Source organism: Pseudohaliea rubra DSM 19751 (assembly GCF_000764025.1).
GTDB lineage: Bacteria > Pseudomonadota > Gammaproteobacteria > Pseudomonadales > Halieaceae > Pseudohaliea > Pseudohaliea rubra.
In genome coordinates, this window is the sequence record NZ_KN234776.1 from 1 (window position 1) to 25,942 (window position 25,942).

Sequence of the window (25,942 nt, forward strand, 5' to 3'; positions counted from 1 at the left end):
AGCGCGCATCGACCCAGCCCAGCAGCCGCGCGCCCAGCGCCAGCGCCTCGTCGAGGTGGGCCAGGGCGTCCGCGGCGAGTGCCGGCGGCAGTTTCGCCCCGGGGGCGATGTGGTAGAACTCTTTCAGGTCCTTCACCCCGTGACCCACCGCCGTCTCCGATACGTCCGGGGGAATCCAGCCTGTGGTGTTGCCGGACACGGGGTTCTCCTCCGCCAGCCAGGCTTCCTTGCCTTCGCCGAGGAAAAACGCCCGCCAGCCGGCATCCATGCGCGCCAGCCGCGCCGGCGTCAGCGGCGGGTTGCGCAGCACCGCAAAGCCGCTGTCCCGCAGGGCCTGGACGAAGGCGCGGTCTGCGCCGGGCGCCTGGCAATCGACGATGGCAACGCTCACGGGTGCTCCTCCAGCGGCGGCGCCAGGCGCCGGGCAAGCAGTATCAACAGGGCCAGAAACACATAGCAGAAAGAGCTGAAGCGAAGCACCGTCAGCGCCTCCCCGCCGGCAACCACGGCGCTGGTAACCGCCGGGCTCACCGCCGTGCCCAGGGTCGCGCCGAAGAGCAGCGCGGCGATGAGCCGCGGCGACGGCACCGTGACCGCGTCGCTGGCAAAGGCGATGGTCACCTTGAGCAGGCCGAGGTTCAAGAGGCCCCAGGCAAAGGCCAGCCAGGGCAGCCAGGACGGCGCGGTCACGGTCCAAAGGGGTATGGAGCCGAAAAAGGTGCCGAAGATGCTCGCCAGCACCATGCGCCGGGCGCCGAGGCGCAGCACCCACCAGGCCACCAGCAGCTGGCCGCAGAACATGCCCGTCCAGTAGCGGGAAACCACTGATCCGGCGGCCTCCCGGCTCATGGGCAGCGTTGCCTCGAGATGGCTCGGCAGCCACCAGAGCATGCTGTTCTGGCCCAACGTATAGAGAAAGAGCGCCGCGATGCAGAGCCACACGGTCGCCGGCCAGCGCGGGGCCGCCGGCGGCGCACCCCCCTCCCCGCTCACGGTCGCCACCCGGGTGGCCTCGCTCTGCGGAAAGCGCGACAGCGCCGCGAGCACCACGATCAGTGCCGCCAGGGCGCCGACCAGCAGGTAGGTGCTCGCCCAGTGCAGCCCCGCGGCCACAAAGAGCACGGCCACTGCGGAGGTCGCCGCCCCGGCGCCGCTGAAGAAGCCGTCCGTCACCACCAGCATCGAGGCCCGGCGCTTGCCGGCAAAGAGCAGCGCGATGCCGCTGGCCGCACCGGCGAGACCGATGCCGCAGCCGGTGCCCACCACCCCGAGGGCCAGGCGCAGGACCCAGAGGCTCTCGGTGAAGCGCAGCAGCAGGAGCGCCCCGGCCAGGGCGAGGTAGACCAGCAGCATGGCCGCGCGCAGGGTGAGGAGATCGAAGATCACCAGGGCGAGGCCGGAGCCGACGAGGATGCCCACGGTGAGCCAACTGAATAGCGCACCGGCAGCCGGCACCGACAGGCCGAGCTGTTCCGCCAGCGGCGGTAGCACCACGCCGATGGGCGCGAGCATGCCCGACATCACGCAATAGGCGAGGAAGCAGGCGAGGGTGACGCTCGCCCGGTGGGGCGGGGGATGCTGGCTCACGGACGATATCGCATTGCGGCAGGGGAGACGTTATATTGCCCGGAAATAGAGGCAGGAACGAATCCGCCATGAGCGATTACCCGAACGATCGGCGCCGGAACGTCCGCGCGCAGCTGGACCTGCCGGTGGAGGTGCACCAGGGCGGCAGTGTCTGGAAGCAGCGCCTCGTGGACCTTTCCCTTGCCGGCATCGCCACGGACCAGCCCGAGGTCTGGGATGCCCAGTACAACGAGCCGTTCACGCTGATCATCCACCTGGACGATGGCGCGGCGCTTGAGCTCCATGCCTACCTCCAGCACGTGGAGAACAACCGTCTCGGCTTCTCGGTGCAGCACGTGGACCAGGCCAACATCGAGCCCCTGCGGGCGCTCCTCGCGACCCGGGTAGACGATGAGGCAGCGCTGGACGCGGAGATCGAGCGGTTGCGGCAGGAAGAAGGCTAGGCGGGGCAGCCCCCGCCCTGGCAGCGCAGGAACGCGCCTGCCACAGCAGGATACGGACCTAGATCGCACCGTAGGCCAGCATGGCGTCCGCCACCTTGCGGAAGCCGGCGACATTGGCGCCGCGTACGTAATTCACCAGCTCTCCGTTCTCCCCATAGTGCACGCACTGGTCATGGATACCGTTCATGATGTCGCGCAGGCGGTGCTCCAGTTCTTCGGCACCCCAGGCCATGCGGATGCTGTTCTGGCTCATTTCCATCCCGGACACTGCCACGCCGCCGGCATTCGCGGCCTTGCCGGGGCCAAAGAGGACGCCGGCGTCATGCAGGACCTTGATGGCCTCCACCGTGGTCGGCATGTTCGCGCCCTCGGCGACGGCCTGGCAGCCGTTCACCGCGAGGGTGCGCGCGTCCTGCTGGTCGAGCTCGTTCTGCACCGCGCAGGGGAAGGCGAGATCACAGGGCACACCCCAGGGGCGGGTGCCCTCGTGGTACTGACAGCCGACGTGCTCCGCGTACTCACGGATGCGCCCACGGCGCCGGGTCTTCAAATCAATGAGCCAGTGCAGCTTGTCCTCGTCGAGGCCGTTGGCATCATGGATGAAGCCCGAGGAGTCTGAGAGCGTGACCACCTTCGCCCCGAGCTGCATGAGCTTCTGCGCGCAGTAGAGCGCGACGTTGCCGGAACCGGAGAGCACGCAGGTCTTGCCCTCCACGCTGTCACCGCGGTGCGCGAGCATGGCCTGCATGAAAAAAGCCGCGCCCCAGCCCGTGGCCTCGGTGCGGATAAGGCTGCCGCCGAACTCGATGCCTTTGCCCGTGAGCGCCCCGGTGAACTCGCCGGTGAGGCGCTTGTACTGCCCGAAGAGGTAGCTGATCTCCCGCGCGCCGACGCCGATATCGCCGGCGGGCACGTCGGTATTCGGGCCGATATGGTGGTACAGCTCGGTCATGAAGGACTGGCAGAAGCGCATGATCTCCCGGTCCGACTTGCCCTTGGGATTGAAGTCAGAGCCGCCCTTGCCCGAGCCGATGGGCAGGGTCGTCAGGCTGTTTTTGAAGGTCTGCTCAAAGCCAAGGAACTTGAGGATCGACAAGTTCACCGTGGGGTGGAAGCGCAGGCCGCCCTTGTAGGGGCCGATGGCGTTGTTGAACTGCACCCGGAACCCCCGGTTGACCCGGATGTTGCCCTCGTCGTCTTCCCACACGACCCGGAAGATCACGGAGCGGTCGGGCTCTGTCATGCGCTCGAGGATGCCCGCCTCGCGGTAGCGGACGTTGTCGAGGATGAAGGGGATCACCGACTCGGCTACCTCGTGCACGGCCTGGTGGAACTCCGGCTCGCCGGGGTTACGCTTGATCAGGCCCTGCATGAAGCGATCGAGGGAGAGGTCCTGGTACATGCACGGGCTCCTTCGGGTAAACGGCGATTATGGCAGCGTGGATGGCCTGTTGCGATCACGCCGCGCAGGGGTTGCTATGCCGTGCCGGCTTTGGATGGTCGTAATGTTCCGGAGCGAGTGCGAGATGCCTCTCTCAGCCTTGCCCGGCCGGGTCGCTCCACGATATTCGCTTGGTGAAAGAAGCATCCCGCGCTCGCCCCTACCGCCCTGCGTAAGTCCACGGCAGCAGCGGCGGGTACGGCCGGATGTAAGCCCTGTCACGTCCGCCCGGCATCGGCCCTAGCTGAACGCCGCCAGCGCTTCCTGCAGCTTGCGCACGGGCACGACCTCCATGCCGGGGATGGCGGACTTGGGGGCGTTGGCCTTCGGCACGATGGCGCGGCGGAAACCGTGCTTGGCGGCCTCGGCGAGGCGTTCCTGGCCGCTGGGCACCGGGCGGATCTCGCCGGAGAGGCCCACTTCGCCGAAGATCACCAGGTCCCGCGGCAGCGGGTGGTCGCGGAAGCTGGAGACGATGGCCAGCAGCAGCGCGAGGTCGGCGCTGGTCTCCAGCACCTTGACCCCGCCGACCACGTTGGCGAAGACATCCTGGTCACCTACGTGCAGGCCGCCGTGGCGATGGAGCACCGCCAGCAGCATGGCCAGGCGGTTCTGCTCCAGGCCCACGGCCACCCGCCGCGGGTTGCCCAGGGCGCTGTCGTCCACCAGCGCCTGGATCTCCACCAGCAGCGGCCGGGTGCCCTCCCAGACCACCATCACGGCACTGCCTGAGGACGCCTCCTCGCTGCGGTCGAGAAAGATCGCGGAGGGGTTTTTCACTTCCCGCAGGCCGCCGTCGGTCATGGCGAAGATGCCGAGTTCGTTGACGGCGCCGAAGCGGTTCTTCTGCCCGCGCAGGGTGCGGAAGCGCGAATCGTCGGAGCCCTCGAGGAGGATCGAGCAGTCGATCATGTGCTCGAGGACCTTGGGACCGGCGAGGCTGCCGTCTTTGGTGACGTGGCCGACGAGGAGCAGCACGGTACCCGACTGCTTGGCGTAGCGGGTGAGCGCCGCGGCGCATTCGCGCACCTGCGAGACGCTCCCGGGGGCCGAAGCGATGTCGTCGGAGTGCACCACCTGGATCGAGTCGACCACCACCACGTCGGGCCGGTCGCTCCCGAGGGCGGCGAGGATGCTCTCGACGTTGGTCTCGGCCATCAGTCGGAGCTGGTCCATGGGCAGGCCGAGGCGCCGGGCGCGCAGGGCCACCTGCTGCAGGCTCTCCTCGCCGGTGATGTACAGGCAGGGGCGGCCGCGGGCGAGGTGGCAGAGGGTCTGCAGCAGCAGCGTGCTCTTGCCGGCCCCGGGGCTGCCGCCGACGAGAATTGCCGAGCCCGGCACAAGACCACCGCCGAGGACCCGGTCGAACTCGCCGGCGCCGGAGCCGATGCGCGCCACGGCCTCGGTGGCGATCTCCGCCAGCAGCTTCGCCTCCGGCCGGGCGCCGGCGAAGCCTGCCCGGTTGCCTGCGCCCGCTGCCGTGCCGCGCCGGCCGCCGGCGGGACCGAGGCGCAGCTCCGAGACGGTGTTCCAGGCGCCGCAGTCACTGCACTGGCCCTGCCACTTGCTGTAGTCCGAGCCGCACTCGGTGCACACAAACGCGGTTTTCTGCTTCGCCATGAGCCTCCTGTGAAACGGGCCTCCCGTGAAAAACGCCGCCGGGAGCTGTATCGTCTCCTGCCAGGCGGCTATCCTAGCCGGCCGCACCCACGACCCGGAAGCGTTGATGACGGAATCGTCCCTCATCCCCGAACAGCAGCTCCTGTTCTCCCCCGGCCTGGCGGCGACCATCGGCCTGGAGGAGGCGATCCTGCTGCAGTACCTCCACGGCCTGCTGCGGCACCTGCCGGCGGACCACCACGGGCCGGCGGGCTGGGTGAGCGTCTCTCGCGGCCGGCTTCTTGCCGCCCTTCCCTTCTGGAACGACGCGGACCTCACCCGGGTCTGTCAGCACCTGGTGGACCTGGGGGTGCTGCAGGTGCGCCAGGCCGCGGGCAGCGAGGCGCTGTCCTTTGCTCTGGACCATGGGCCCGCTGCCGCGGGCCGACAGCGCGAGGACGCGCCTCCCCCGGCAGACAGTGCCCGGGGGAGCAGCGCCCCCGCCGGGACGGGACCGCAGGCCCCGTCAGCGCACAGTGACGCGGGGATGCGCGGACCACAGCCCGAACGTACCGACGCTGGCCCGGGGCCGCGCTTTCCGCCGGGGGCCCCCATCCCGGCGACCCGGCCACGGGCCGGCCTGCTGCCGGCGGGCTGGCAACCCGGCGAAGACCTGCTGCAGCTGCTGGCGCTGAACCACAACATACCGCGCGCCTTCGCGCTGGAACAACTCGAGGATTTCGTCTTTTACTGGCGCGAGCGCGGCGAGACCAGCCACGCCTGGGAGAACAAGTTCCGTCAGCACGTGCTGTCCTGCTGGCGGCGGCAGCAGCAGGATGCCGCCGAGGCCTTCCGCACCACCCCGGTGCCCCTCGACGGGCACTGGAAGCCCAGCGCCGACGCCCTGGAGATTCTCCTGCGCGCCGGCGTGGCCCGGGACTTCATCGCCGACTCGATCCCCGAGTTCGTGCTCTACTGGCGCGAGCGCGGCAGCGCCCCGGAGGCCTTGAATACGCGCTTTGTGCAGCACATCCGGCGCCAGTGGGCACGCTACCGGTCGAGCCGGGAGCACAGCACGGAGCCGGCGCGCATCCCGCCGGACTGGCAGCCGAGCGCCGACGTGTTCGATATTCTGGAGCTGTCGCACATCGACGCCGGCTTCGCGAAGGCCCTCGTGCCGGAGTTTGTGCTCTACTGGCGCGACAGCAACCAGCTGCACAGCTCCTGGAACTCGAAGTTCCTGCAGCATGTAAAATACCATTGGGCGCGGCACAACCAATTCACGGCACGGGATCGAAGCCATGACGGGCAGCAGGGAACTGGTAGAGCGGGCCGAACGCGCGATCGCAGCCTCGAGCAGGACCTCCACGACACCTCCTGGGCAGACTGACACCGGGGGAGAACGCCCGGGGCGCGCCGCCCCGGAGCGCATCGAGGCCATCAATCAGGTGTTCGCCCTGTACCGCCTCAACTACCACAACCAGTACTACGCCGCCTTCCCGGATGCTGAGCAGCTGCGGCAGATCAAGAAGCTGTGGCTGGAATCACTCGCCGATTACGGCGTGAGCCAGCTGCTGGCCGGCGCGAAGCGCGCGATCGAGGGCAGCGAGTACCTGCCCACGCTGAACCGCATGCACCGCTGCTGCCGGGAGGCGGCGGCAGACCACGGCCTGCCGCCGGCGCGGGACGCCTACGAGGAAGCCTGCACGGCGCCCTCCCCCAAAGCCGCCCAGCCCTGGTCTCACGCCGCCGTCTACCTCGCCGGCCGCGACAGCGGCTGGTTCACCCTCGCCAACAAGCCGGAGGCGACCAGCTGGCCCGTGTTCCGGGACCACTACGAGCGCTACTGTGCGCGGGTGCTGGCCGGGGAAGAGCTGACGCTGCCGCCGGCCCCGGCGCTGGCGCAGGCGCAGGATCGCGGCAAGCCGCTGTCTGACGAGGAACAGCTGGAGCAGCTGCGGCAGCTGCGACGCGACCTGGCACTGTAGGCGCCCCGGCAGCAGCGCCGCGGCTCAACCCTGCTGTCGGGCGAGGTTCTCGAAGCGGGTGAATTCACCGACGAAGGCCAGGCGTACGGTGCCGATGGGGCCGTTCCGCTGCTTGCCGATAATAATCTCGGCCACGCCCTTGTCCGGGGAGTCCTCGTTGTAGACCTCGTCCCGGTAGATGAACAGGATCACGTCTGCGTCCTGTTCTATCGCGCCCGATTCCCTGAGATCCGAGTTTACCGGGCGCTTGTTCGGCCGCTGCTCCAGGGAGCGGTTGAGCTGGGACAGGGCCACCACCGGGCAGCCGAACTCCTTGGCAATGGCCTTCAGGTTGCGGGAGATTTCCGAGATCTCCGCGGTGCGTCCCTCACCGCTGCCAGCCACCTGCATGAGCTGCAGGTAATCGAGCATGATCATGGCGAGGTCGCCGTGCTCGCGGACCACCCGGCGCGCCCGGCTGCGCACCTCCGTGGGCGTGAGCGCCGGCGTGTCGTCGATGTACAGGGGCACATCCTTGAGCTTGCCAACGGCCCCCGAGAGCTTGGGCCAGTCTTCCTGGTCCAGCTTGCCGTTGCGCACCTTGGTCTGGTTGATGCGGCCGATGGAGGACAGCATGCGCATGATCAGCTGCTCGGCCGGCATCTCCATGCTGAACACCAGCACGGGCCGCTCCTGGGCCAGCACCGCATGCTCCACGAGGTTCATGGCGAAGCTGGTCTTGCCCATGGAGGGGCGGCCGGCGACGATCACCAGGTCCGAGCGCTGCAGGCCGGAGGTGAAGCGATCCAGGTCCAGGTAACCGGTGGACAGGCCGGTGATGTCGCCGCCGCTCTGGAACAGTTCCTCAATGCGCGCCAGCGCGCCCTGGAGCAGCGGGTTCACGGTCTGCGGACCGCCGGCCTTGGGGCCCTGCTCGGCGATCTGCATGATGCGCCGCTCGGCGGCATCGATGAGCTCCCCGGCGCTGCGCCCTTCCGGGTTGAAGCCGCTGTCGGCGATTTCCTGGGCCGCCTGGATAAGCCGACGCACATTCGCCCGCTCGCTCACCACCTGGGCATAGGCGCGGATATTAGAGGCGCTGGGGGTGCCCTCGGCGAGCTCCGTGAGGTAGGCGAGACCGCCGGCGGCCTCGAGCTCGCCGCTGGCCTGGAGCTTGTCGGCGACGGTAATCACGTCGACGGGGTCGCTGGCTTCGGCCAGGCGGGCCACGTGCCGGAAGATCAGCCGGTGATCCGGCCGATAGAAGTCCTCGGCGGCCACCACCTCGGCCACGCCGTCCCAGCCGTCCGCAGACAGCAGCAGACCGCCGAGCACGGACTGCTCCGCCTCAATGGAATGGGGCTGCATCTTGATCCGGGCGACGTCGCTGTCGTAGTCGGGGGGCGGCGCGAGGGAAAAGTCGGCGATGTCGGGGTCAGCCATGGTAGGTTCAGGGCTCAGCACGGCCGCTCAGAGTAGCGGATTCGGGAGCTTCACTGAAGGGGCTGGCCGCCTGCGGGAAGCCTGCGGGAGGAAAGCGCCGCCGCTGTCGGCGCCGGGACGCACCGCCGACCGGCACAGGACAGCACCCCCTGCGGGCGCCGGGCAGCCGTCTCCTCCGGGCGAACGGCGCAGCACTACCCGGCAGGAGCGGCGCCCTCGCCGCAGGCAGGGGGGCAGGGTTCGCCGGCCGGTATCGGCGCGGCGATGCGCCCCCACAGGATGGGGGCCTTACTCGGGAACGACCGCAACGGTGACGTCGATCATCACCTCGGGGTGAACCTGCACGGCCACAACGTGCTCGCCGGTCTCGCGCAGGGCGCCTTCCGGGAGGCGGACCTCCGCCTTGTCGATCTCGCAGCCGGCGGCGGTGACCGCGTCGGCGATGTCCCGGGTACCGATGGAGCCGAAGAGCTTGCCTTCGTCACCGGCGTTGGCGGCGATGGTGACCAGGCCGACCTCGGCCAGCTTCTCACCGCGAGCCTGGGCGGCGGCCAGAGCCTCCGCGGCGGCCTTCTCGAGCTCGGCGCGGCGCGCCTCGAACTCAGCGACGTTCGCCTTCGTGGCGGGCACGGCCTTGCCCTTTGGAATCAGGAAGTTGCGGCCATAGCCGGCCTTTACCTCGACCGTGTCGCCAAGGCCGCCCAGGTTGCCAATGTTCTCCAGCAGAATGACTTGCATGGTTCCTATCCTCTCGCTTCGGGAGCAGGCTCCCTTCCGGCGCCCGGGGCGCCCTGTGTCGAATATTCGGTCAACCGTTTCACGGTTTGTCGTCTTTGTTCGCGCCCTGCCAGCGCGCCCGGAAATCCACCCAGGCATCCAGCACCGCAAAGCCCACGAGCAGCAGCTTGGCTGCATCAAAGAGCAGCCAGAGCGCATAAAACGCCGTCAGCCACCCGCGCCCGGCGCCGCGTAGCTTCGCGCGGGCATGGACCAGGGCAAAACCCACCACGGTCACCGGCACCAGCAGGCTCGCGGCCCAGCTGCGGTACTCCAGACCCAGGGCCGTAAGGCCCGCAGCGCCCAGCGCCAGGGCGGCGGTAACGCCCACCGGAAGACGCAGGGCACGAAACTCGCTGCCGAAGCCCCCGGGGTTGTACAGGGCCGCCTGCCAGTGGCGCGCCAGCGCCAGACAGAGTACGGCCAGGATCGCATTGGCGGCGCCCATCATGCCGGCCAGCTGCAGCTGTGTCGGCACCTGCATGACCACCTCGGCACCCTGCCCCGCGGACTGCTGCACCTGTTCCAGCAGCTGTCCGAAGACCGTGGCCAGCTGTTCCAGCAGGCGCCGGGCCAGCACCAGCGTGAGCAACCCCGTGACCACACCGACGGCGGCACTCGCCAGCACCGCCAGGGCCAGACTCACCGAGAGGCGCAGCACAAGGGCAAGCACAAAGGTGCCCAGGAGCAGCGCCAGCGGCGTGCTGTCGCCGGCCATCTGCATCAGCAGCAACGCCGGCAGCGATGCCCAGAGCACAATCCAGGCACCGGGACCCGCGCCGCGGCGCAGGGTGACCAGCGCGGCGATCGCGGCACCGATCCAGCAGAACAAAACGCTGCCGGAGCTGGCCACAGCCAGCAGCAGGGCCCGGTAAGGGCCGCGCATGGCGAAGTTCGCTAGCGCTTTCATACCGTCACCCGCACAGCAGCGGGCTGCCAGTGCCTCTCCCGCAGGGCGGGGGAGGCCCTAGCGGTGGGCGTCCGAATAGGGCAGCAGGGCCAGGAAACGGGCGCGCTTGACGGCAGTGGCCAGCTGTCGCTGGTACCTGGCCTTGGTGCCGGTAATCCGGCTCGGCACGATCTTGCCCGTCTCGGAGACGTAGGCTTTGAGCGTGTCGAGGTCCTTGTAATCGATTTCCTTCACGCCCTCGGCGGTGAAGCGGCAGAACTTACGGCGACGGAAAAAACGTGCCATGGCTATTTACTCCTGGATTCGGTGGACGACGGCCTCAGGCCTCGGCTTGCTCGGTAGCTTCCGACTCGGGCTTGTCGGAGCGCTCGCCCCGGTCCCCGCGCGGGCCCCGGTCGTCGCCCTTGCGGTCGTCGAAGCGGCTCTTGCGCTCGCGGCTTTCCTTCTCGGCCTTCATGATCGGCGACTCGCCGGTGTCCGCCTCGTCGCGGCGGATGACCAGGTTGCGGATCACCGCGTCGTTAAAACGGAAGGTCGTGGTGAGCTCTTCCATGGCCTCGTTGCTGGCCTCGACGTTCATGAGCACGTAGTGCGCCTTGTGCACCTTGTTGATCGGGAAGGACAGCTGCCGGCGGCCCCAGTCCTCGAGGCGGTGCACCTGGCCCCCGTCCTTGGTGACCATGGCGGTGTAGCGCTCGACCATGGCCGGCACTTGCTCGGACTGGTCGGGGTGGACCAGGAATACGATTTCGTAATGACGCATCGAAGGCTCCTTACGGGTTGATGCCACCCGTCAGCGCGGTGTGGCAAGGAGAAGGGCGCCCGAAAGCGGCCCGCAAATTTTGGAGCGCGGAGTTTAGCTGTGCCGGGGGGGACCTTGCAAGCGCTGTCAACCACAAGGGCCGCGGAAAGCATGCCCCGTACCGGCCAGCGCGCGGGTTCGCGGCAGCGCGCCGCCTCTAGCGGTGCGCTTCTACCGCTGAGCTCTCGGACGCTGGCGCACCGCCTCGAACAGGCAGACGCCCGTGGCCACGGAGACATTGAGGCTGGAGACGGCCCCGGCCATGGGCAGATGGACAAGCACGTCGCAGTGCTCCCGGGTGAGCCGGCGCAGGCCGGCGCCCTCACTGCCGAGCACCAGGGCGGCGGGGCCGGTGAGGTCCTGGGTGTAGAGGCTGTGCTCGGCCTCCCCGGCAGCGCCGTAAAGCCAGATGCCGCGTTCCTTCAGGCCTTTCAGCACCCGGGCGAGGTTGGTGGCCGCGTGCAGGGGGACTGTCTCCGCCGCGCCGCAGGCCACCTTGCGCACCACCGGGGTCACGGAAGCGGATTTATCCTTCGGCAGGATCACCGCATCCACGCCGGCAGCATCGGCGCTGCGCAGACAGGCACCGAGGTTGTGCGGGTCAGTTACGCCGTCGAGCACCAGCAGCAGCGGCGGATGGTCCAGCCCCTCGAGGTGCGCCCAGAGGTCGACCTCGCGAGCGAGACTGTTGTCGCCCGCGGCCGGGTCGCCGGCGAGCTCGGCCACCACGCCCTGGTGGCGGCCCTGCACGAGCCGATCGAGGGCCGCCCGGGGTACGCGGTGGATGGCGACGCCCGCCGTCTCCGCCGCCGCCAGCAGCGCCGCAACCCGTCGGTCCTCGCGGCCGCGCTGTACCTGCAGACGGACAATGCTGGCGGGATCCCGGGCCAGCAGCGCCTCGACGGCGTGGATGCCGTAGACGGCTTCGCCCATGCGCCTGCCCCGGCCCTAGCGGCGGCGCCTGCGGCGCTGGCCGGTGCTCTTCTTACCGGCGGGCTTGTTGTCCGCGCTTTTCTGATCGGACTTCTGGCCGGCGTTATCCCCGGGCCTGCCGCCAGTGCTTTCATCACCCTTCTTGCGGGGCGAGGGCGCGCCTCCCGCGGCGGCGGAGTCCTTCGTTTTTTGCGCGGGCTTGGCAGCTGCGGGGGCAGCGCCCTCACCGCGGCTACCCTTGCCCCGGGTTCGACCCTGGCCGGCATCCTTGCCGCTGCCCCGGCGGCTGCCGCTGCCACCGGCCTTGTCATCGGCCTTGTCGCCGCCTTTGGCACCGGCCCTGCCGCTGCTTTTGCTACCGGCTTTTGTGCTGTCCCTGCCGGCACTCGGGCCACCGCGCCGGCTGCGGGCGGCCTTGCCGGTGGTCGGCAGCTCAACGGGCTCGAGGTCGATCTTCTTGTCGTCCAGGTCCACGCGGGCGACCTGCACCGTGAGCTTGTCGCCGAGCTGGAAGCTGCGACCGCTGCGCTCGCCCACGAGGCGCTGATGGGCCGGATCGAAGCGGTAGTAATCCCCGGGCAGAGCGGTAACGTGCACCAGCCCTTCTATATACAGGTCTGACAGCTCGACAAAGAGACCGAAGCTGGTGACCGCCGCGACCACGCCGGCGAATTCATCGCCGACGCGGTCCTGGAGGTACTCGCACTTCAGCCAGGCATTGACGTCGCGGGTGGCGTCGTCGGCGCGACGCTCGGTCATGGAACACTGCTCACCGAGGACCACCATGGTGCGCTCGTCGTAGGGATAGCTCTCCTCCCGGAGCAACGGCGTGGCGCCGTCGGCGCGGCGCAGGAGGCGGCTGCGCTGCTTTGAGCGGATCATGGCGCGGATGCCGCGGTGGATAATGAGGTCCGGGTAGCGGCGGATCGGCGAGGTGAAGTGGGCATAGCCCTCGTAGTTGAGGCCGAAGTGGCCCTTGTTCTCAGGCTGGTAGACCGCCTGGCGCAGGGAGCGCAGCAGCATGGTCTGGATCACGTGGGCATCGGGCCGGTCCTGGATCTCCTCCATAAGGGCCTGATAGTCCCGGGGGCTCGGATCCGTGCCGCCGCGCAGGCCGAGGCCGAGTTCACCGAGGAAGGCCCGCAGGTTCTCGAGCTTCTCTTCCCCCGGGCCTTCGTGTACCCGGAACAGGGTCGGCAGCGGGTGCTTTTCAAAGAAGCGTGCCGTGGCCACGTTGGCCGCGAGCATGCATTCCTCGATAAGCTTGTGGGCGTCGTTGCGCACCACCGGCACGATCTGAGAAATCTTGCGCTGCTCGTCGAAGATAATCCGCGTCTCGACGGTCTCGAAGTCGATGGCGCCACGCTCCTCCCGGGCCCGGCGCAGCACCTTGTAAAGGTCATGCAGACGCTTGAGATCCGGAATGCGCGCCGCCGGCACGGCGGGCTCCTGCTCGCCGGCAAGCACCTGGCCCACCTGCGTGTAGGTCAGCCGCGCATGGCTGTGGATGACCGCCTCGTAAAACTGAAATTTACCCAGCTCGCCGTTCCTGCCGAGGTCCATCTCCACCACCATGGCCAGCCGGTCTACCTCCGGCTTCAGGGAGCACAAGCCGTTGGAGAGCACCTCCGGCAGCATGGGCACCACCCGCTCCGGGAAGTAGACCGAGTTGCCGCGGCGGGCCGCCTCCGAATCCAGCGCCGAGCCCGGGTGCACGTAGTGCGACACATCGGCGATGGCAACCCAGAGCTTCCAGCCGCCGAGGCGCTTCTTGCGGCAGTAGACGGCGTCATCGAAGTCCTTTGCATCCTCGCCGTCGATGGTGACGAAAGGCAGGTCGCGCAGGTCGATGCGGGCGCGCTTGTCCTCCTCGGCGACGGTTTCGTGCAGGTGCCCGGCCTCGTCCACAACGGCGTCGGGCCACTCGAAAGGGATGCCGTGGGCGCGGATGGCGACGTCGATCTCCAGCCCCGGGTCGAGGTGGTCACCGAGCACCTCGACCACCCGGCCCTTGGCGCCCAGCCGGCCCGTGGGGTAATCGGTGATCTCGGCGGTAACAATCTGCCCGTGCTTCGCGCCGCCGCGGGCTTTCGGGGGGATGAGCACATCGTGGGTGAGGCGGGCGTTGTCCGGAATGACCACACCAATGCCGCTCTCTTCCTGGTAGCGACCGACAACGCGGTCGACCCCGCGCTCGAGCACCTCCACCACCTTGCCCTCGGCGCGGCCCCGGCGGTCGATGCCCGTGACGGCGACCAGCACGGTGTCGCCGTCGAAGAGCACGCGCATCTGCCGGGCGCTCAGGTAGACGTCCTCGCCGCCGCTGACCGGCATGGCAAAGCCGTAGCCGTCCCGGTGTCCCTGCACCCGGCAGCGCAGCAGGTTCATGGCGTCGACCACGCCGTAGGCGCCGCGCCGGTCGACAAGAAGCTGACCGTCGCGCTGCATGGCCCGGAGCCGATTGCGCAGGGCGTCGAGCTCCTGCTCCTCACTCAGCGCCAGCAGCTCGGCCACCTGCCCATGGTCCAGGGGCCGGTCGGCGGCGCGCAGCTGCTCGAGGATGAACTCCCGGGAGGGGATCGGGTTGTCGTAATTCGCGGCCTCGCGGGCGGCGTGCGGATCCGCTTTCTTACCTTTTCGTGCCATGAAGTGGCCTTTTGTCCAGTGCGTTTGCGGGCCCTCGGGCCCACGCGTTCCTGCATTATACGTGATCGTTGACAAACACCGGGACGGAAACTAAAGTGCGCTCCCTCACCCCATGCCCAGGTGGTGAAATTGGTAGACACGCTAGCTTCAGGTGCTAGTGGCCGCAAGGCCGTGGAGGTTCAAGTCCTCTCCTGGGCACCATTTTGAAAACCGTCGAAAGACCACGAGAGACCATTTAAGATACTGATTCTTAAATGGCTTTTTTTATTTATGGCATCTCGACCGCTTGTCTCTCATCGTCTCAAATTGTCCCTTCTGTGGAACGCCAGCGGAACGTGAGTGGAACGCAGAATCGGAAAGTCAGCGGCCGTGTTCGGAGTCTCACACCGTCGTTCTGTTGGCCTTTCTACCTCTCTCTGCTCCATTACAACCTGCGCGCCAGGGACTGCCTGATGAACGCGTTCCCGGCACCCTTCGTCTGGTCGAGCAGCGTTCGAATCTGATCTAACACATCATCTATGTGGGCTCTCTCAGCGGCAGCCAGAGCGAGTTCATAGGCATCGATCACATCGATGCCCGTCACCTCATAGCCCCACCCTTCGTACAGCCAACGAAGCGCCGCCATTGCCGAACCGAAAGCAAACCCAGGTTCCGTCTCAAGAAAATCTCTCGCTGCCCGGATCAGCGTTTTCGGCTCGCACCTATGCGAGCCAGTTACTTTCGGGTGGCGACAATCCTAGCTGCGCCTCTGCAGCATGAGCCGTCTTAAGATCAGCCCCTCTGGCTGATTTACCCACGCAGCGTCGACCCACCAATGGATCTACTCTTTTGACACCTATAGTTACCATTATCCTGCTCTATGGTAAGCATTGTGCCCAACCCACTTGAAATACCTGAAATGGACACTATAATTACCACTTTTATAGATTATGGTATCCACTGTGACCAGCGATAAATCAGCGAAAGGTCGATCCGCGGTCGTCTTTCCCAAGAATCGACGCCTTTTGGAACAGCTTGGCGAGAACATCAAACTGGCGTGCAAACGCAGGGGTTACACCCAGGTGTTGATTTCCGAGCGAACGGGGCTCAGCCGCCTCACCATTCGCAAGATAGAAAAGGGGGACCCCAGTGTGTCCATCGGCCATTACCTGGCCGTGCTAAGCGTGCTTGGGTTGGCGGAAGATTTCGCCAGAGTCGCTGCAGACGATGAGCTGGGTCGCAAGCTCCAGGACATCAAGCTGATGAGCAAGAAATCCGGAACGCAGCCTTAAGCCGCCATAAGAAGCCTTGAGCAGAGACAAATAGCCATGAGCACCGAAGTCTTCGTCTTTGCAGACTGGGAGGAGTTCCAGGAGCCGACCTTGGTAGGCACGCTTCGCTCCTCTCCCGCACGTCAAAAAGAGCATTTCAGCTTCAGTTATAACACTGACTGGCTGCAGTCTTTTTATGCGCAGCAAATCGATCCTGAGCTCAACCTCTATTCCGGTGAACAGCACGGTGAAGACGATAAGAATTTCCGCGTGTTTCTGGATTCCTGTCCCGACCGCTGGGGTCGCCTGCTGATGAAGCGGCGTGAGGCCATCCATGCCCGCCAGGAACAACGTCGCCCACGCGTACTGTCCGAAATCGATTACCTGCTGGGCGTGCACGACCTGCACCGTGCAGGCGCCTTGCGCTTCAAACGCGAAATGGATGGCCCTTTTCTCGACAACGATGAGCGCCTCGCGGCCCCGCCGCTCTCGTCATTACGGGAGCTTGAGTACGCCGCCGGGCAAGTAGAAGACAATGCCGATGGCGATGATCTCGACTATGTGAAGTGGTTGGCCATGCTGATGTCCCCGGGTTCTTCTCTCGGTGGCGCCAGACCGAAGGCCAGTGTGACCGACGAGGAGGGTCACCTGTGGATCGCCAAGTTTCCGAGCCGGCAGGATGATTACGATATGGCCGCCTGGGAATACGTCGCATACCAGCTGGCGCTGGATGCAGGGGTCGTCATGCCGGAGAGCCGGATCGAAAAGTTCGGCAGTCACCACCACACCTTCCTGACCAAACGGTTTGATCGCACCGCAGCGAGTCGTCTTCACTTCACTTCGGCGATGACGCAACTCGGCTACTACGACGGTGACTATGAAGCCAGTTATCTGGAACTCGCCCAGTTCCTGACCGAGCACGGCGCCAACACCAAAGAAGATCTCGCGCAGTTGTGGCGCCGCATCGTGTTCTACATCGCCATTTCCAACACCGATGACCACCTCCGCAACCACGGCTTTATCTACCATCGGGGAGGCTGGCTGTTATCGCCGGCCTACGACATCAATCCGGTGACACCTGCCCATGGATTGCATCTCAATATCACCGACAGCGATAATCGTCTGGACTACGAGCTGGCCATGGATGTCATCGAATTCTTTCAGCTTGACCGCGTGCAGGCTCTGAAAATCAAAGATGAAGTGCTCGCCAGTGTTGGCAAATGGAGGGTTCAAGCAAGCGCCGTTGGACTGGGCAGGAGCGAGCAAAATTTGATGGAACCGGCCTTCAATCTTGGAGCTTGATTTTGGGTGATTTTGCACCGTGGAACGAACGTGGAATGCGAATCCGAAAAACAGATGTATCGATCTGATATTAAAGGGCTTTATCTAGACCGCCTAATAGTTCAAGTCCTCTCCTGGGCACCATTTCCCGGCTCTACTCGGCTCTACCTTGCTCTACCTGGCTCTACACGACCTGCGACAACTTGCCGCAGGCGGGGCGACAAGTTAGTGTTGCATGCTGCAACCAGAGTAAGCTCCCTATGCGCTACCTGTTCCCACTGATCGCTTCCTGCCAGCTCGCAGCCACGGCCTCCGCACAGACGGTACCGGCGGACCTGCTTGATATGTCCCTGGAGCAGCTGGTGCAGACGACGGTCACCTCCGGCAGCGGCTCTGAGGCTGTCTCGCGCTGGAGCTTCCGCTACTCGACGACGGTCTCCGATTACAAGGATTACTTCGTCGGCAATGACAAGACCAGCTACGATGCCGTGCTGTGGTCGCCCGGCCAGGAAGCGAGGACGTCGGCCAACTATCCTGTGATGCCCACGGAGATCATCCAGCTCGTTCACGCCCTCAGCCTGACCTACCGTCACGATGAACACTGGAGCGCGACGTTCCTGCTGCCCTATATCGAGCAGAGCTCGGATCACATCAGTATCGTTCCGGGTTACGACGACTTCACCATAGACTCCGACGGTCTCGGCGATATCGGCATTCTGCCCGCCTACAGCTGGACAAGTGGCGCCGGCAGCCGCTGGCAGGCCTCCCTGGGCATGACGCTGCCCACCGGCTCGATCGACAAGGAAGGGGACACCCCCCGGGGACCGGGCGAGCAGCAGCTGCCGTATACCATGCAGATCGGCTCGGGCACCTACGATGTGGTTGCGGCGCTGTCCGCGGAGGCGAGGCGAAACTCACTGTCTTTCGGAGGTCGCGTGAGTGCAAAGGTGCGCCTCGGCGAGAATGATCGCAACTACACGCTCGGCAACAGCTACAGCGCCACGGCCTGGACCGGTTACGAAGGCTGGCAACATGCCCGACCGTCGCTGGGCGTGACCTACTGGTGGCGCGGCAGGGTCAACGGCGAGGATGAGGAGTTGAGCTTCCCCGGCGCGCCTTTCCCCTATCCGGCCCCGGTGGTAGACCCACAGCGCTTCGGCGGTGAGCAGGTGGAGCTGGCCGCCCGCCTTGAACTGCCGCTCGGTGCTAGTGGCGTCGCCCTCGAGGCCGAGTACCGCATCCCGCTCTGGCGCGATCTCAACGGGCCGCAGAGCGGTCTGAACTACAGCTACCGCATCGGGTTGCAGTATGACCTCTGAGCCCGGCCGGCCCCCGCTGGACTACGCCCAGCTGCTGCATCAGTGCGCAGGCGATGCCGGGCTGGTGACCGCAGTGCTGGAGAGCTACCGGGCCGACAGTGAAGCACTCTTGCGCGCCATCAACGAGGCCTTGGCGGCAGACGATCGCGACGCCCTCTCCCTGCATGCCCACAGCCTGAAGGGCATGGCAGCTTACCTGCGCGCCGGTAAACTCGAGGAGCTGGCGCAGTGGCTGGAGGCCGGGGCCGACAGCGCCCCGCAAAGCGCCATCGCCGCCACGACCCGGCAGCTCGAGGCCGCGCATCAAGCCTTGCTGCACTACCTGGACCAATACTGAACCGACAAGGCTTGCTGAACTACTCAGGCGCCTCGCCGCGCTGATGCGCAAGCGCCCGACCAAGGAGCACATGCAGTCGCTCCAGCTCCTCGCTGCAGCGACGCAGCGGGTCATAGGGGGTGAGTCCATCGCGCAGCGCATGCTCTAGCGCCCCGGCGCGGCTCTGCAACCTGTTCGCCCCGAGCATGCCTGCAAGTCCCTTGAGCGTGTGGGCTTCCCGCTGCGCGGTGGCCGTATCGTCTTCGTCGAGGGCAGCCAGCACCCGCTCGGCGAAATCGCCGGTGGTGTCCCGGAAGCGCTCACTGATCCGCCAGTATCGCGCCGGGTCCCCACCGAGGCGCCGGACAGCGACTGCGTAGTCAATGCCCTCCAGCCGCGGCGCTTCGGGCACCGCAGCACGGCCCGGGACGACTTCTTGCGCGGCCTGCGCTGGCGCGGCCTGCTCTGGCGTAGTCTGCTCTGGCGTAGTCTGCTCTGGCGCGGCCTGTTCTGGCGCGGCCTGTTCTGGCGCGGCCTGTTCTCGCGTGGCCTGCTCCGGGGCCGACGGCTCCGCCGCGACTTCCTGCGGCGCGTCTACATCAGACGGGCGAACTGGCCGTGGCACCAGCGCCAGAATCGCCTCGCAGAGCGCCGCCCCGGTGTAGGGCTTGCTAAGGAAACCGTCCATGCCCGCATCAGTTGCCTGACGCCGGTCTTCCTGCAGGACACTCGCCGACACCGCGAGCACCGGCAGCGCTTCCAGGCCCGGCATGGTCCGCAGCTGCCGCGTCGCCTCAAAGCCGTCCATGACCGGCATCTGGCAATCCATGAGCACAGCATCGAAGCGCTGCTCGCGCAGGCGCTCCAGCGCATCCCGGCCATGGTCGGCCACCACCACGGCCGCACCCGCCGCGTTGAGCATATCGGTGGCCACTTCCTGATTCACCACGTTGTCCTCGACGAGAAGCAACCGGAGCCCCAGGAGCGGCCGCGCCTCGGCCACCACCGACATCCCCGCTTCATCGCCACCACGCTCGATAAATTCCAGGAACCGCACCAGCTCGGCCTCGTCAACGGGCTTGGCAAGCACCGCATCACAGAATTTGCCAACACCACCCTCGAGCTGTGCCGAACCGTTGAAGGCGCTGATGATCGCCAGCTTCGGACCATCGCCCGCGGGGTAGCCGGCGCGCACCGCTTCGGCAAAGGCCGCGCCGTCCATGCCGGGCATCCGCCAGTCGGTAAGGATCGCGTCATAGGCCGGCTTATCTCCGCCGACCAGCGCACCGAGTGCATCCTCTGCCGTGATGAACTCATCCACTTCGCAGCCGAGACGGCGCAGGAGCCGACCGAGCACCAGACGCGAGGTGTTGTTGTCGTCAACGATCATCAGCCGCTGGGAAAACGGCGCGCGCTCCGCCAGCTCCTCGGCGGCGGACTGCACCGGCAGCGTCGCCGTAAAATAGAAGGTGCTGCCGCGGCCGGCCGTACTCTCGAGCCAGATCTCGCCGTCGAGCATGCACACAATATCCCTCGAAATCACCAGCCCCAGCCCCGTGCCGCCATAGCGCCGGGTAATCGAGGTGTCGGCCTGGGAGAACGGTTGGAACATCCGCGCCTGCTGGGCTTCGGAGATACCGATACCCGTATCGGATACCTCAAACTGGACGCGCCTGGCGCCCTCCAGAGCCTCCAGCTCACAGACCCGCACCAGCACCTGTCCCTCTTCGGTGAACTTGACGCCATTGGAAGCGAGGTTGACGATCACCTGGCCCAGGCGAACAGGATCACCGACAAACGCGGCCGACTCGAGGCCGGGAGTCTCCACATCGATGATGAATTCGATGTTTTTTTCCTCGGCCCGGGGGCCGATCAGCGCCGACACCTTGCCGAGCACCTCCGACAGCCTGAACGGCACGCTGTCGAGTTCGAACTTGCCTGCCTCGATTTTAGACAGATCAAGAATGTCATTGACGATACCGAGCAGGGAATCCGCGGCGCTGTTGATGCGACCGAGATAATGACGCAGCCGGTCGTCGGCGGCCAGCTTCAACGCCAGCTGGCTCATACCCACGATCGCATTCATCGGCGTGCGTATTTCATGGGACATATTGGCGAGGAACTCTGACTTCGCCGCCGTCGCCGACTCGGCGCGCTCCAGCGCGCCGGCGAGGGCCTCCGCCGCCCGCCGCTCCCGGGTGACGTCCTCCAGCACAGTGATGAGCCGCCGTACCTCACCGCGCCCCCGGGGCGCCAGAGCGGCGCTGATGCGCAGCACCCGAGAGTCATCGTCCTCCCGCCCGGCCGCATATTCGACGCGGACGCGGTCCCTGCGACCGCCGATCACTTCTCTGAGCTCGCGCTGAATCAGTGCCAGCTCCCCGGGGTCCATCTCCGGTCGCCAGCGCTCGGTGACCCCGGAGACGGGGGCGAGCAGGTCTCCCTCCTGCAGCGCCACATCCGGCGCCACGGCGAGAAGCTGCTGCGCCCGCTCGTTGGCCAGGAGCTGGTCCTCTTCGACAACGTATTCAGCGAGACCCAGCCGCGCGGTATCGAGGGCCTGGCGCAGGCGTGCCTCATTAAGGCGCTGCGCCTCCAGGCCCTCCTGCTCATCGTTGGCGTCAACGATCAGCCCGAAGACCCGCTGCCCCTCCGGGCCCCGGTCGCCGGCCAGGAGCACATAGCGCGCGCGCAGCCAGCGCCACCGGCGCTGGCGATCGAGAAAACGGAAAAGCACTTCCGTTTGCTCGCGCAGGGCAAGGAAGTCCTCCGCGCTTGCCGGCAGAAGCGGCCGGTCGTCGCGGTACACCGCGGCGAGAAAGTGCTCATAATCAGGCGTATCGGCTACCATATAGCCCAGACGCTTGAACAGCGATCCCTGCAGGCGCCAGCGGCCGCTGCGGGGATCGAGCTCGAAAAACTCGACATCGAGAAGCTCGCTGGTAGCCTTCAACGTTGCCTCACTCAACTCCCGCGCATCGGCCTCCGCCTTGCTGGCCGTGACATCGTTCAGGGTGCCGAGAAAAGCGGGCACGCCGTCCACCCCCGGCCCGGGCTCGCGGCGGAACTGGTTAAGAAGCACACGCTGCTGTCCGTCAGGGCTGTTGAAGCGGTATTGCAACGAACCACCGTCGACCTGCCCGGAAACAAGTCGCTCCCGCAGCGTTTCCAGTGCGTCGCGATCGTCGGGGTGGACCAGGGCGATCAAGTCAGCGGCTTCATAAGTCCGAAGCGCTTCCGGGCTGATGCCGAGTACGCTACTCACCCCGCGATTGATTTCCAGGATACGCGGCACGGGGCTGAGAATGCAGCGGAACGCAATACCGGGGAAGTCCATCGCCTGCGACGCCGGCGATGACTGGCGCCTGCGCCACCGCGCGGCCAGCAGGAATCCGAGCACAGCGCCGATAAACAGCCCACCGGTCGCAGACCAGGCAACGCTATCGGCCGCTGGCGCCGCGTGAGACAAAACAGGGAGATACGCCGCGACGGCAAGACCGGCACGGCGCAATCCTACTGCGATGAGCGCAGAACGCCCGCCCTTCGACTTCGCCAAGACATCCCCTCCGGTGACGACCGCCTATCGGCCTGCTCGTGGATCCCCTACACAGCCTGACGCCGGGGCCTATCGAAGCTTCTGGCTGTTCAAAGCCGGACCCGTGAGTGTACAGGTTACGCACGGAGTCTGCGGAAGAATCACACGCCAGCCAAACCGTTGATACTTTATCCCGCCGCAATCCGCAAGACGCCCCGAGGACTGGCATGGTCTCACCACTCAGGAAAGGTGCCGCGCCAGCTCCTGCAGGAGCGCATCGGGCCCCACCGGCTTGGAGAGATAGCCATCCATCCCGGCGTCCAGAAAGCCTCGACGATCCTCCTCGTAGGCATAGGCCGTCAGTGCAATGATCGGGGGAACGCGATCCAGCCCCGCGGCCTGATAATCGGCACGGATCCGCCGCGTGGCCTCGACGCCATCCATCCCCGGCATCTGTATATCCATAAGGATGACGTCCAGCGGCGCACCGTCGCGGGCGCGTTCGATTGCCTCATAGCCGTCACAGGCTTCCAGCACCTTTACGCCGGCCCCCTCGAGCAGGCCACGCATGATCAGGCGACTGGTTTTGGTGTCCTCAACCAGCAGCACGCGCGCGCCCGCAACGTCCGGTGCCGCTGCCGGCGCCTGAGCGGCAACGGCGTTACTCGCCGCCCCCTCGCTCCCGTCAACCACCTCGAGCACCGGCAGCTCAAGATCCACCCAGAACGAGGAGCCGAACCCCGGCTCGCTCTCGACACAGACGGTGCTGGCGAGAAGCCCCGCCAGGCGCTGGGATATCGACAGCCCCAGCCCCGTGCCCTGAAAGCGCTTGTCGCGCGCGGTTTCCGCCTGGTAGAAAGGGTCAAAAAGGTGCTTTTGCGTCGTCTCGTCAATACCAATGCCTGTGTCGCGCACCAGGAAGCGGAAGCGGCCGCGGTCTCCTTCCCGGGCAAGGCAGCTGACTTCCACGCTGACCTCACCGACCTCCGTGTACTTGATGGCATTCGCCGTGAGATTGGTAAGAATCTGCATCAGCTTCTGCCCGTCCGTCAGGACGGTGCACTGCGCCTCCGGCGCCAGGGACACATGAAAGGACAGCTTCTTCTGCCGCGCGCGCATGGCAAGGAGGTCTCGGAGCCGCTCCAGCTGCTCCGGCAGAGCGACCGGGGCCTCTGTCACCTCGGCGTGACCGGCCTCGATCTTGGACAGGTCCAGAACATCATTGATCAGCCCGAGGAGCGTTTCAGCCGCCTGCCGCGTGGTAGTCAACAGCTCGTGCACTTCCGGGTCAGCTTCCTTCTGTCCCGCCAGATGCAGGCCACCGATGACAACGTTCATGGGCGTGCGCATTTCATGGCTCATGTTCGCCAGGAATACCTGCTTCGCGCGGGCCGCGTCCTCCGCCTTCAACCGCGCCGCGCGCAAGGACTGCTCCCGCTGCGAGATACGCCGCACCATGGCGTTGAAGGAGTCGGCCACCGTTCCCAGGGGGTCGCGCCCGAGGTAGGCAATGTGCGCTGAATAGTCGCCCTCGTCGGCGATGCGCCGCATGGCGCGGGAAATACCGAGGATGGGCGCGGCGACAAAGCGCTGCAGGAGCCGGGCGGCCACCAGTGCCAGGAGCAGCGCTGTGACCGCCGCCGCCGCAAGCAACAGCGGCAGCCCCCCCTGGTAGCTTTCGACCACCTGCCGATCGATGATACCGATCAGCGCCCCCTGGTACTCACCACCAACCATGATCGGTGCCCTGGCAACGATAGCCACCTTGTTGGCTACCGTGACCGGCACAGCCTCCGCCGCCGGGAGCCGGGGCAGGGTAACGGTGCCTTCCGCCAGGCGCTCGGACCAGGAAGGCCGCTGCCAGCGCGCCAGCGTACGGCCGTCACGCAGCGTCACCTCCGCGGCGACAGCCGCCGGCAGGGAAGCAAAGTTGGCGAGAATCTCCTCCGCCGTTGCGCGGTCCTCAAACACCGCCGCGGCGCTGACGCTCGCGGCGCCAAGGCTGGCGATGTTCGCACCGATGCCCGCCAGGAGGCGCTCCTGAAAGCCTTGCAGGGCCCACCCCGCACCGCCGAAAAACACCCCCAGGCCAAGGAGGGTACTGAGGCCGATGGCGAAAAAGAGGCGCGCCCAAAGGGAGGTGGTTGCCGAGCGCCTGCCGCCGGTTGCCGTCACGATTCGCCGAAGACTTCAGCGAGCTGAAGCAGGCGCGCATCCACATTGAAGCCACTGGTAAGGAGACGCTGGTGATTCAGCCGGATCACCACGCGCTCACCGCGACGGACGAGTTCCACGGCAACACCCCGTGCTCCCTCGCCCTGCCCGATCACCAGGCAGTCGGACGGCAGCGCTTCCAGCGATACGCGGCCGCTGTCGCTGTCGCCAAGGTAGACATAGCGGCAATCGCGGCCCAGTCCCTCGCTGGCATCGAGCGGAGTCCGCCTGCCCGCGGCCCGGGCACTGGTATGCAGAGCCGTCAGCGCCTCGAGCACCGCCGGCGAGCCCACCACGCAGAGCCGTGCAGGCGTGCCGGCGGCTTCAGGCCAGGCAATGAACTTGGGTAGATTGAGCAGCATCGCCGCACGAACCGAGGCTTCTTCGTAGCGCGACTCAGCAAACGCGGGGGCACGCCCGGGGATCGCGCAGATCAGCGCCAGGATGACACAGGACCAGGAAACGGCGCGCAAACGCTCCCCCAAGCCCATCTGTCTGGCAATACGACCCACGTCCTGCTCACCACCTTTGCGTATGCTTTCGTTCGGGTTCTTCGCGGCTTTCCGGCGCGGGCAAGGCGTGCTTTTTCAACCATGCCCGCCCGTAACGGCCGCTTGTATCGGACCCCCGCCTCCACCCCGGAGGTTTACAGCGACCCTGACTGTAGCGCAGTTGCACCCGCAAACAGCCGGATAAAGGGCTCTGCCGGCACAAGAATGTGACGCAGCTCTCACTTTGGTGCCCGCTTGCCGGTCACCAGCGCCGCCGGGTCAGCGCACGGCGATAGGGGCATCAGCCCAGGGCGTAACTGTTTCGCCGAAGGGCTTGCGGTAGCCTTCGGGCAGCTCTTCCGTCATATCGAGCACCGCTGCCAGCCGGCCCATGCCGACGTAGAGGGCGCAGTGGACCATCAGCTCGACGATCTCTGCCTCGCTGAAGTGCTCGCGGAGGGCATCGAAGCGCTCGTCGGTGATCGACAGATGGTCCGTGGCGAAGCGGTCGGCGAAGGCAAGCGCCACTTTCTCGGCCGGGGAGAGGTCCGGCGCTTCCTCCGGCGTCTCCAGGGAGCAGACCAGCCCTTCATCGACGGCATCCGCTGCGCGGTTGTAGCGGATCGCCATGCAGCTCCGGCACTGATTATGAAAGGCGACGCGCAGACGCAACAGCTCGATAAGGCGCTCGGGCAGCGTGCGGTTCAGGGTCACGCCGGCGCCGAAGCCGACGGCCGCCTTGGCCATAGCCGGCGCCTGGGCCAGCATGCGGGTGATGCCCTGCTCGATGGGGGAGGCGCTATCGGCCTGGGTCATGGTGCGCAGTTCGGGATCCCACTGCTCGGGGGGTAGCTTGCTGAGGCGGCTCATGGTGCTCTCCTTGTTATTACTGTGGCGCCATGCTGGACCAGGATTGCCGGGGAGGCAACTGTGCGCTGCGGGATTGCCCCTCCGGAGGCGGCACACGCCTCACACCGGCACCGGGGCG

Annotated in this window: 22 protein-coding genes and 1 tRNA gene; 8 read left to right on the top strand and 15 right to left on the bottom strand. The window is 66.5% G+C overall.

The genetic code is table 11. The features are described 5' to 3' along the window. Both HRUBRA_RS11115 and tsgA read right to left on the bottom strand, forming a co-directional pair. Positions 1-391: isopenicillin N synthase family oxygenase (locus HRUBRA_RS11115; RefSeq protein WP_035517195.1), on the bottom strand; the 391-nt coding region annotated here is incomplete at its 3' end. Further along, a complete protein-coding gene (gene tsgA, locus HRUBRA_RS11120) occupies positions 388-1,587 on the bottom strand; it encodes an MFS transporter TsgA (RefSeq protein WP_236629853.1) in 1,200 nt (399 codons plus the stop codon). The genes tsgA and HRUBRA_RS11115, both read right to left, overlap by 4 nt. 68 nt (positions 1,588-1,655) lie before the next feature. On the opposite strand from tsgA, the gene HRUBRA_RS11125 reads away from it, so the two are divergent. Continuing rightward, positions 1,656-2,030 carry a PilZ domain-containing protein gene (locus HRUBRA_RS11125; protein ID WP_035517197.1) on the top strand — a complete coding sequence of 125 codons (375 nt, stop codon included), beginning with the start codon at positions 1,656-1,658 and terminating at the stop codon, positions 2,028-2,030. 58 nt (positions 2,031-2,088) lie between these two features. Here HRUBRA_RS11125 and gdhA read toward each other — a convergent pair whose 3' ends face one another. Both gdhA and radA read right to left on the bottom strand, forming a co-directional pair. Then, positions 2,089-3,432, bottom strand: coding sequence for an NADP-specific glutamate dehydrogenase (gene gdhA / locus HRUBRA_RS11130; RefSeq protein ID WP_035517199.1), 1,344 nt, complete (start codon positions 3,430-3,432; stop codon positions 2,089-2,091). A 279-nt stretch (positions 3,433-3,711) separates the two neighbouring features. Next, positions 3,712-5,091, bottom strand: coding sequence for a DNA repair protein RadA (gene radA, locus HRUBRA_RS11135; protein WP_035517201.1), 1,380 nt, complete (start codon positions 5,089-5,091; stop codon positions 3,712-3,714). Positions 5,092-5,197: 106 nt separating this feature from the next. On the opposite strand from radA, the gene HRUBRA_RS11140 reads away from it, so the two are divergent. Next, positions 5,198-6,460 (top strand): DnaT-like ssDNA-binding domain-containing protein, encoded by a 1,263-nt coding sequence (locus HRUBRA_RS11140; protein WP_035517204.1) that lies wholly within the window; start codon positions 5,198-5,200, stop codon positions 6,458-6,460. Next, positions 6,372-7,058 carry a replication protein P gene (locus HRUBRA_RS11145; protein ID WP_035517206.1) on the top strand — a complete coding sequence of 229 codons (687 nt, stop codon included), beginning with the start codon at positions 6,372-6,374 and terminating at the stop codon, positions 7,056-7,058. Before HRUBRA_RS11140 ends, HRUBRA_RS11145 begins: the two co-directional genes overlap by 89 nt. Before the next feature lie 24 nt (positions 7,059-7,082). Here the strand turns inward: HRUBRA_RS11145 and dnaB are convergent, their stop codons facing one another. The 7 genes from dnaB to rnr form a co-directional block, all read right to left on the bottom strand. Continuing rightward, positions 7,083-8,480, bottom strand: a complete 1,398-nt coding sequence (gene dnaB, locus HRUBRA_RS11150) for a replicative DNA helicase (protein WP_035517209.1) — start codon at positions 8,478-8,480, stop codon at positions 7,083-7,085. A gap of 288 nt (positions 8,481-8,768) precedes the next feature. Next, positions 8,769-9,218: a 50S ribosomal protein L9 gene (rplI, locus tag HRUBRA_RS11155; protein ID WP_035517211.1), complete on the bottom strand. Its 450-nt coding sequence runs from the start codon at positions 9,216-9,218 to the stop codon at positions 8,769-8,771. A 79-nt stretch (positions 9,219-9,297) separates the two neighbouring features. Continuing rightward, complete coding sequence (locus HRUBRA_RS11160; protein WP_035517213.1) at positions 9,298-10,167, bottom strand: hypothetical protein; 870 nt, start codon at positions 10,165-10,167, stop codon at positions 9,298-9,300. 57 nt (positions 10,168-10,224) lie between these two features. Further along, complete coding sequence (rpsR, locus tag HRUBRA_RS11165) at positions 10,225-10,452, bottom strand: 30S ribosomal protein S18 (RefSeq protein ID WP_035517215.1); 228 nt, start codon at positions 10,450-10,452, stop codon at positions 10,225-10,227. Positions 10,453-10,486: 34 nt separating this feature from the next. Beyond that, positions 10,487-10,930 carry a 30S ribosomal protein S6 gene (rpsF, locus tag HRUBRA_RS11170; protein ID WP_035517216.1) on the bottom strand — a complete coding sequence of 148 codons (444 nt, stop codon included), beginning with the start codon at positions 10,928-10,930 and terminating at the stop codon, positions 10,487-10,489. Between the two features lie 210 nt (positions 10,931-11,140). Then, positions 11,141-11,902 (bottom strand): 23S rRNA (guanosine(2251)-2'-O)-methyltransferase RlmB, encoded by a 762-nt coding sequence (gene rlmB, locus HRUBRA_RS11175; protein WP_035517218.1) that lies wholly within the window; start codon positions 11,900-11,902, stop codon positions 11,141-11,143. 15 nt (positions 11,903-11,917) lie between these two features. Next, a complete protein-coding gene (gene rnr, locus HRUBRA_RS11180) occupies positions 11,918-14,548 on the bottom strand; it encodes a ribonuclease R (protein WP_084592611.1) in 2,631 nt (876 codons plus the stop codon). A 114-nt stretch (positions 14,549-14,662) separates the two neighbouring features. On the opposite strand from rnr, the gene HRUBRA_RS11185 reads away from it, so the two are divergent. The 5 genes from HRUBRA_RS11185 to HRUBRA_RS11210 all read left to right on the top strand — a co-directional run bounded on the left by HRUBRA_RS11185 (position 14,663) and on the right by HRUBRA_RS11210 (position 18,735). Continuing rightward, positions 14,663-14,749 (top strand) — tRNA-Leu (locus HRUBRA_RS11185). Between the two features lie 740 nt (positions 14,750-15,489). Next, positions 15,490-15,819: a helix-turn-helix domain-containing protein gene (locus HRUBRA_RS11195; protein ID WP_084592613.1), complete on the top strand. Its 330-nt coding sequence runs from the start codon at positions 15,490-15,492 to the stop codon at positions 15,817-15,819. Positions 15,820-15,855: 36 nt separating this feature from the next. Next, positions 15,856-17,100: a type II toxin-antitoxin system HipA family toxin gene (locus HRUBRA_RS11200; protein WP_035517225.1), complete on the top strand. Its 1,245-nt coding sequence runs from the start codon at positions 15,856-15,858 to the stop codon at positions 17,098-17,100. Between the two features lie 239 nt (positions 17,101-17,339). Next, positions 17,340-18,398, top strand: coding sequence for a transporter family protein (locus HRUBRA_RS11205; RefSeq protein ID WP_052094739.1), 1,059 nt, complete (start codon positions 17,340-17,342; stop codon positions 18,396-18,398). After that, positions 18,388-18,735, top strand: coding sequence for an Hpt domain-containing protein (locus tag HRUBRA_RS11210; RefSeq protein WP_035517228.1), 348 nt, complete (start codon positions 18,388-18,390; stop codon positions 18,733-18,735). The genes HRUBRA_RS11205 and HRUBRA_RS11210 overlap by 11 nt, the downstream gene beginning before the upstream one ends. A 19-nt stretch (positions 18,736-18,754) precedes the next feature. Here HRUBRA_RS11210 and HRUBRA_RS11215 read toward each other — a convergent pair whose 3' ends face one another. The 4 genes from HRUBRA_RS11215 to HRUBRA_RS11230 form a co-directional block, all read right to left on the bottom strand. Beyond that, positions 18,755-22,270: a hybrid sensor histidine kinase/response regulator gene (locus HRUBRA_RS11215; protein WP_144244460.1), complete on the bottom strand. Its 3,516-nt coding sequence runs from the start codon at positions 22,268-22,270 to the stop codon at positions 18,755-18,757. A gap of 219 nt (positions 22,271-22,489) precedes the next feature. Next, positions 22,490-24,424: a response regulator gene (locus HRUBRA_RS11220; RefSeq protein WP_035517230.1), complete on the bottom strand. Its 1,935-nt coding sequence runs from the start codon at positions 24,422-24,424 to the stop codon at positions 22,490-22,492. Continuing rightward, positions 24,421-24,975: a YfiR family protein gene (locus HRUBRA_RS11225; protein ID WP_144244461.1), complete on the bottom strand. Its 555-nt coding sequence runs from the start codon at positions 24,973-24,975 to the stop codon at positions 24,421-24,423. Before HRUBRA_RS11225 ends, HRUBRA_RS11220 begins: the two co-directional genes overlap by 4 nt. 258 nt (positions 24,976-25,233) lie before the next feature. After that, the gene (locus HRUBRA_RS11230) at positions 25,234-25,824 is read right to left on the bottom strand and encodes a carboxymuconolactone decarboxylase family protein (protein WP_035517235.1); all 591 of its coding nucleotides are present in this window, start codon (positions 25,822-25,824) and stop codon (positions 25,234-25,236) included. Positions 25,825-25,942 lie beyond the last annotated feature (118 nt).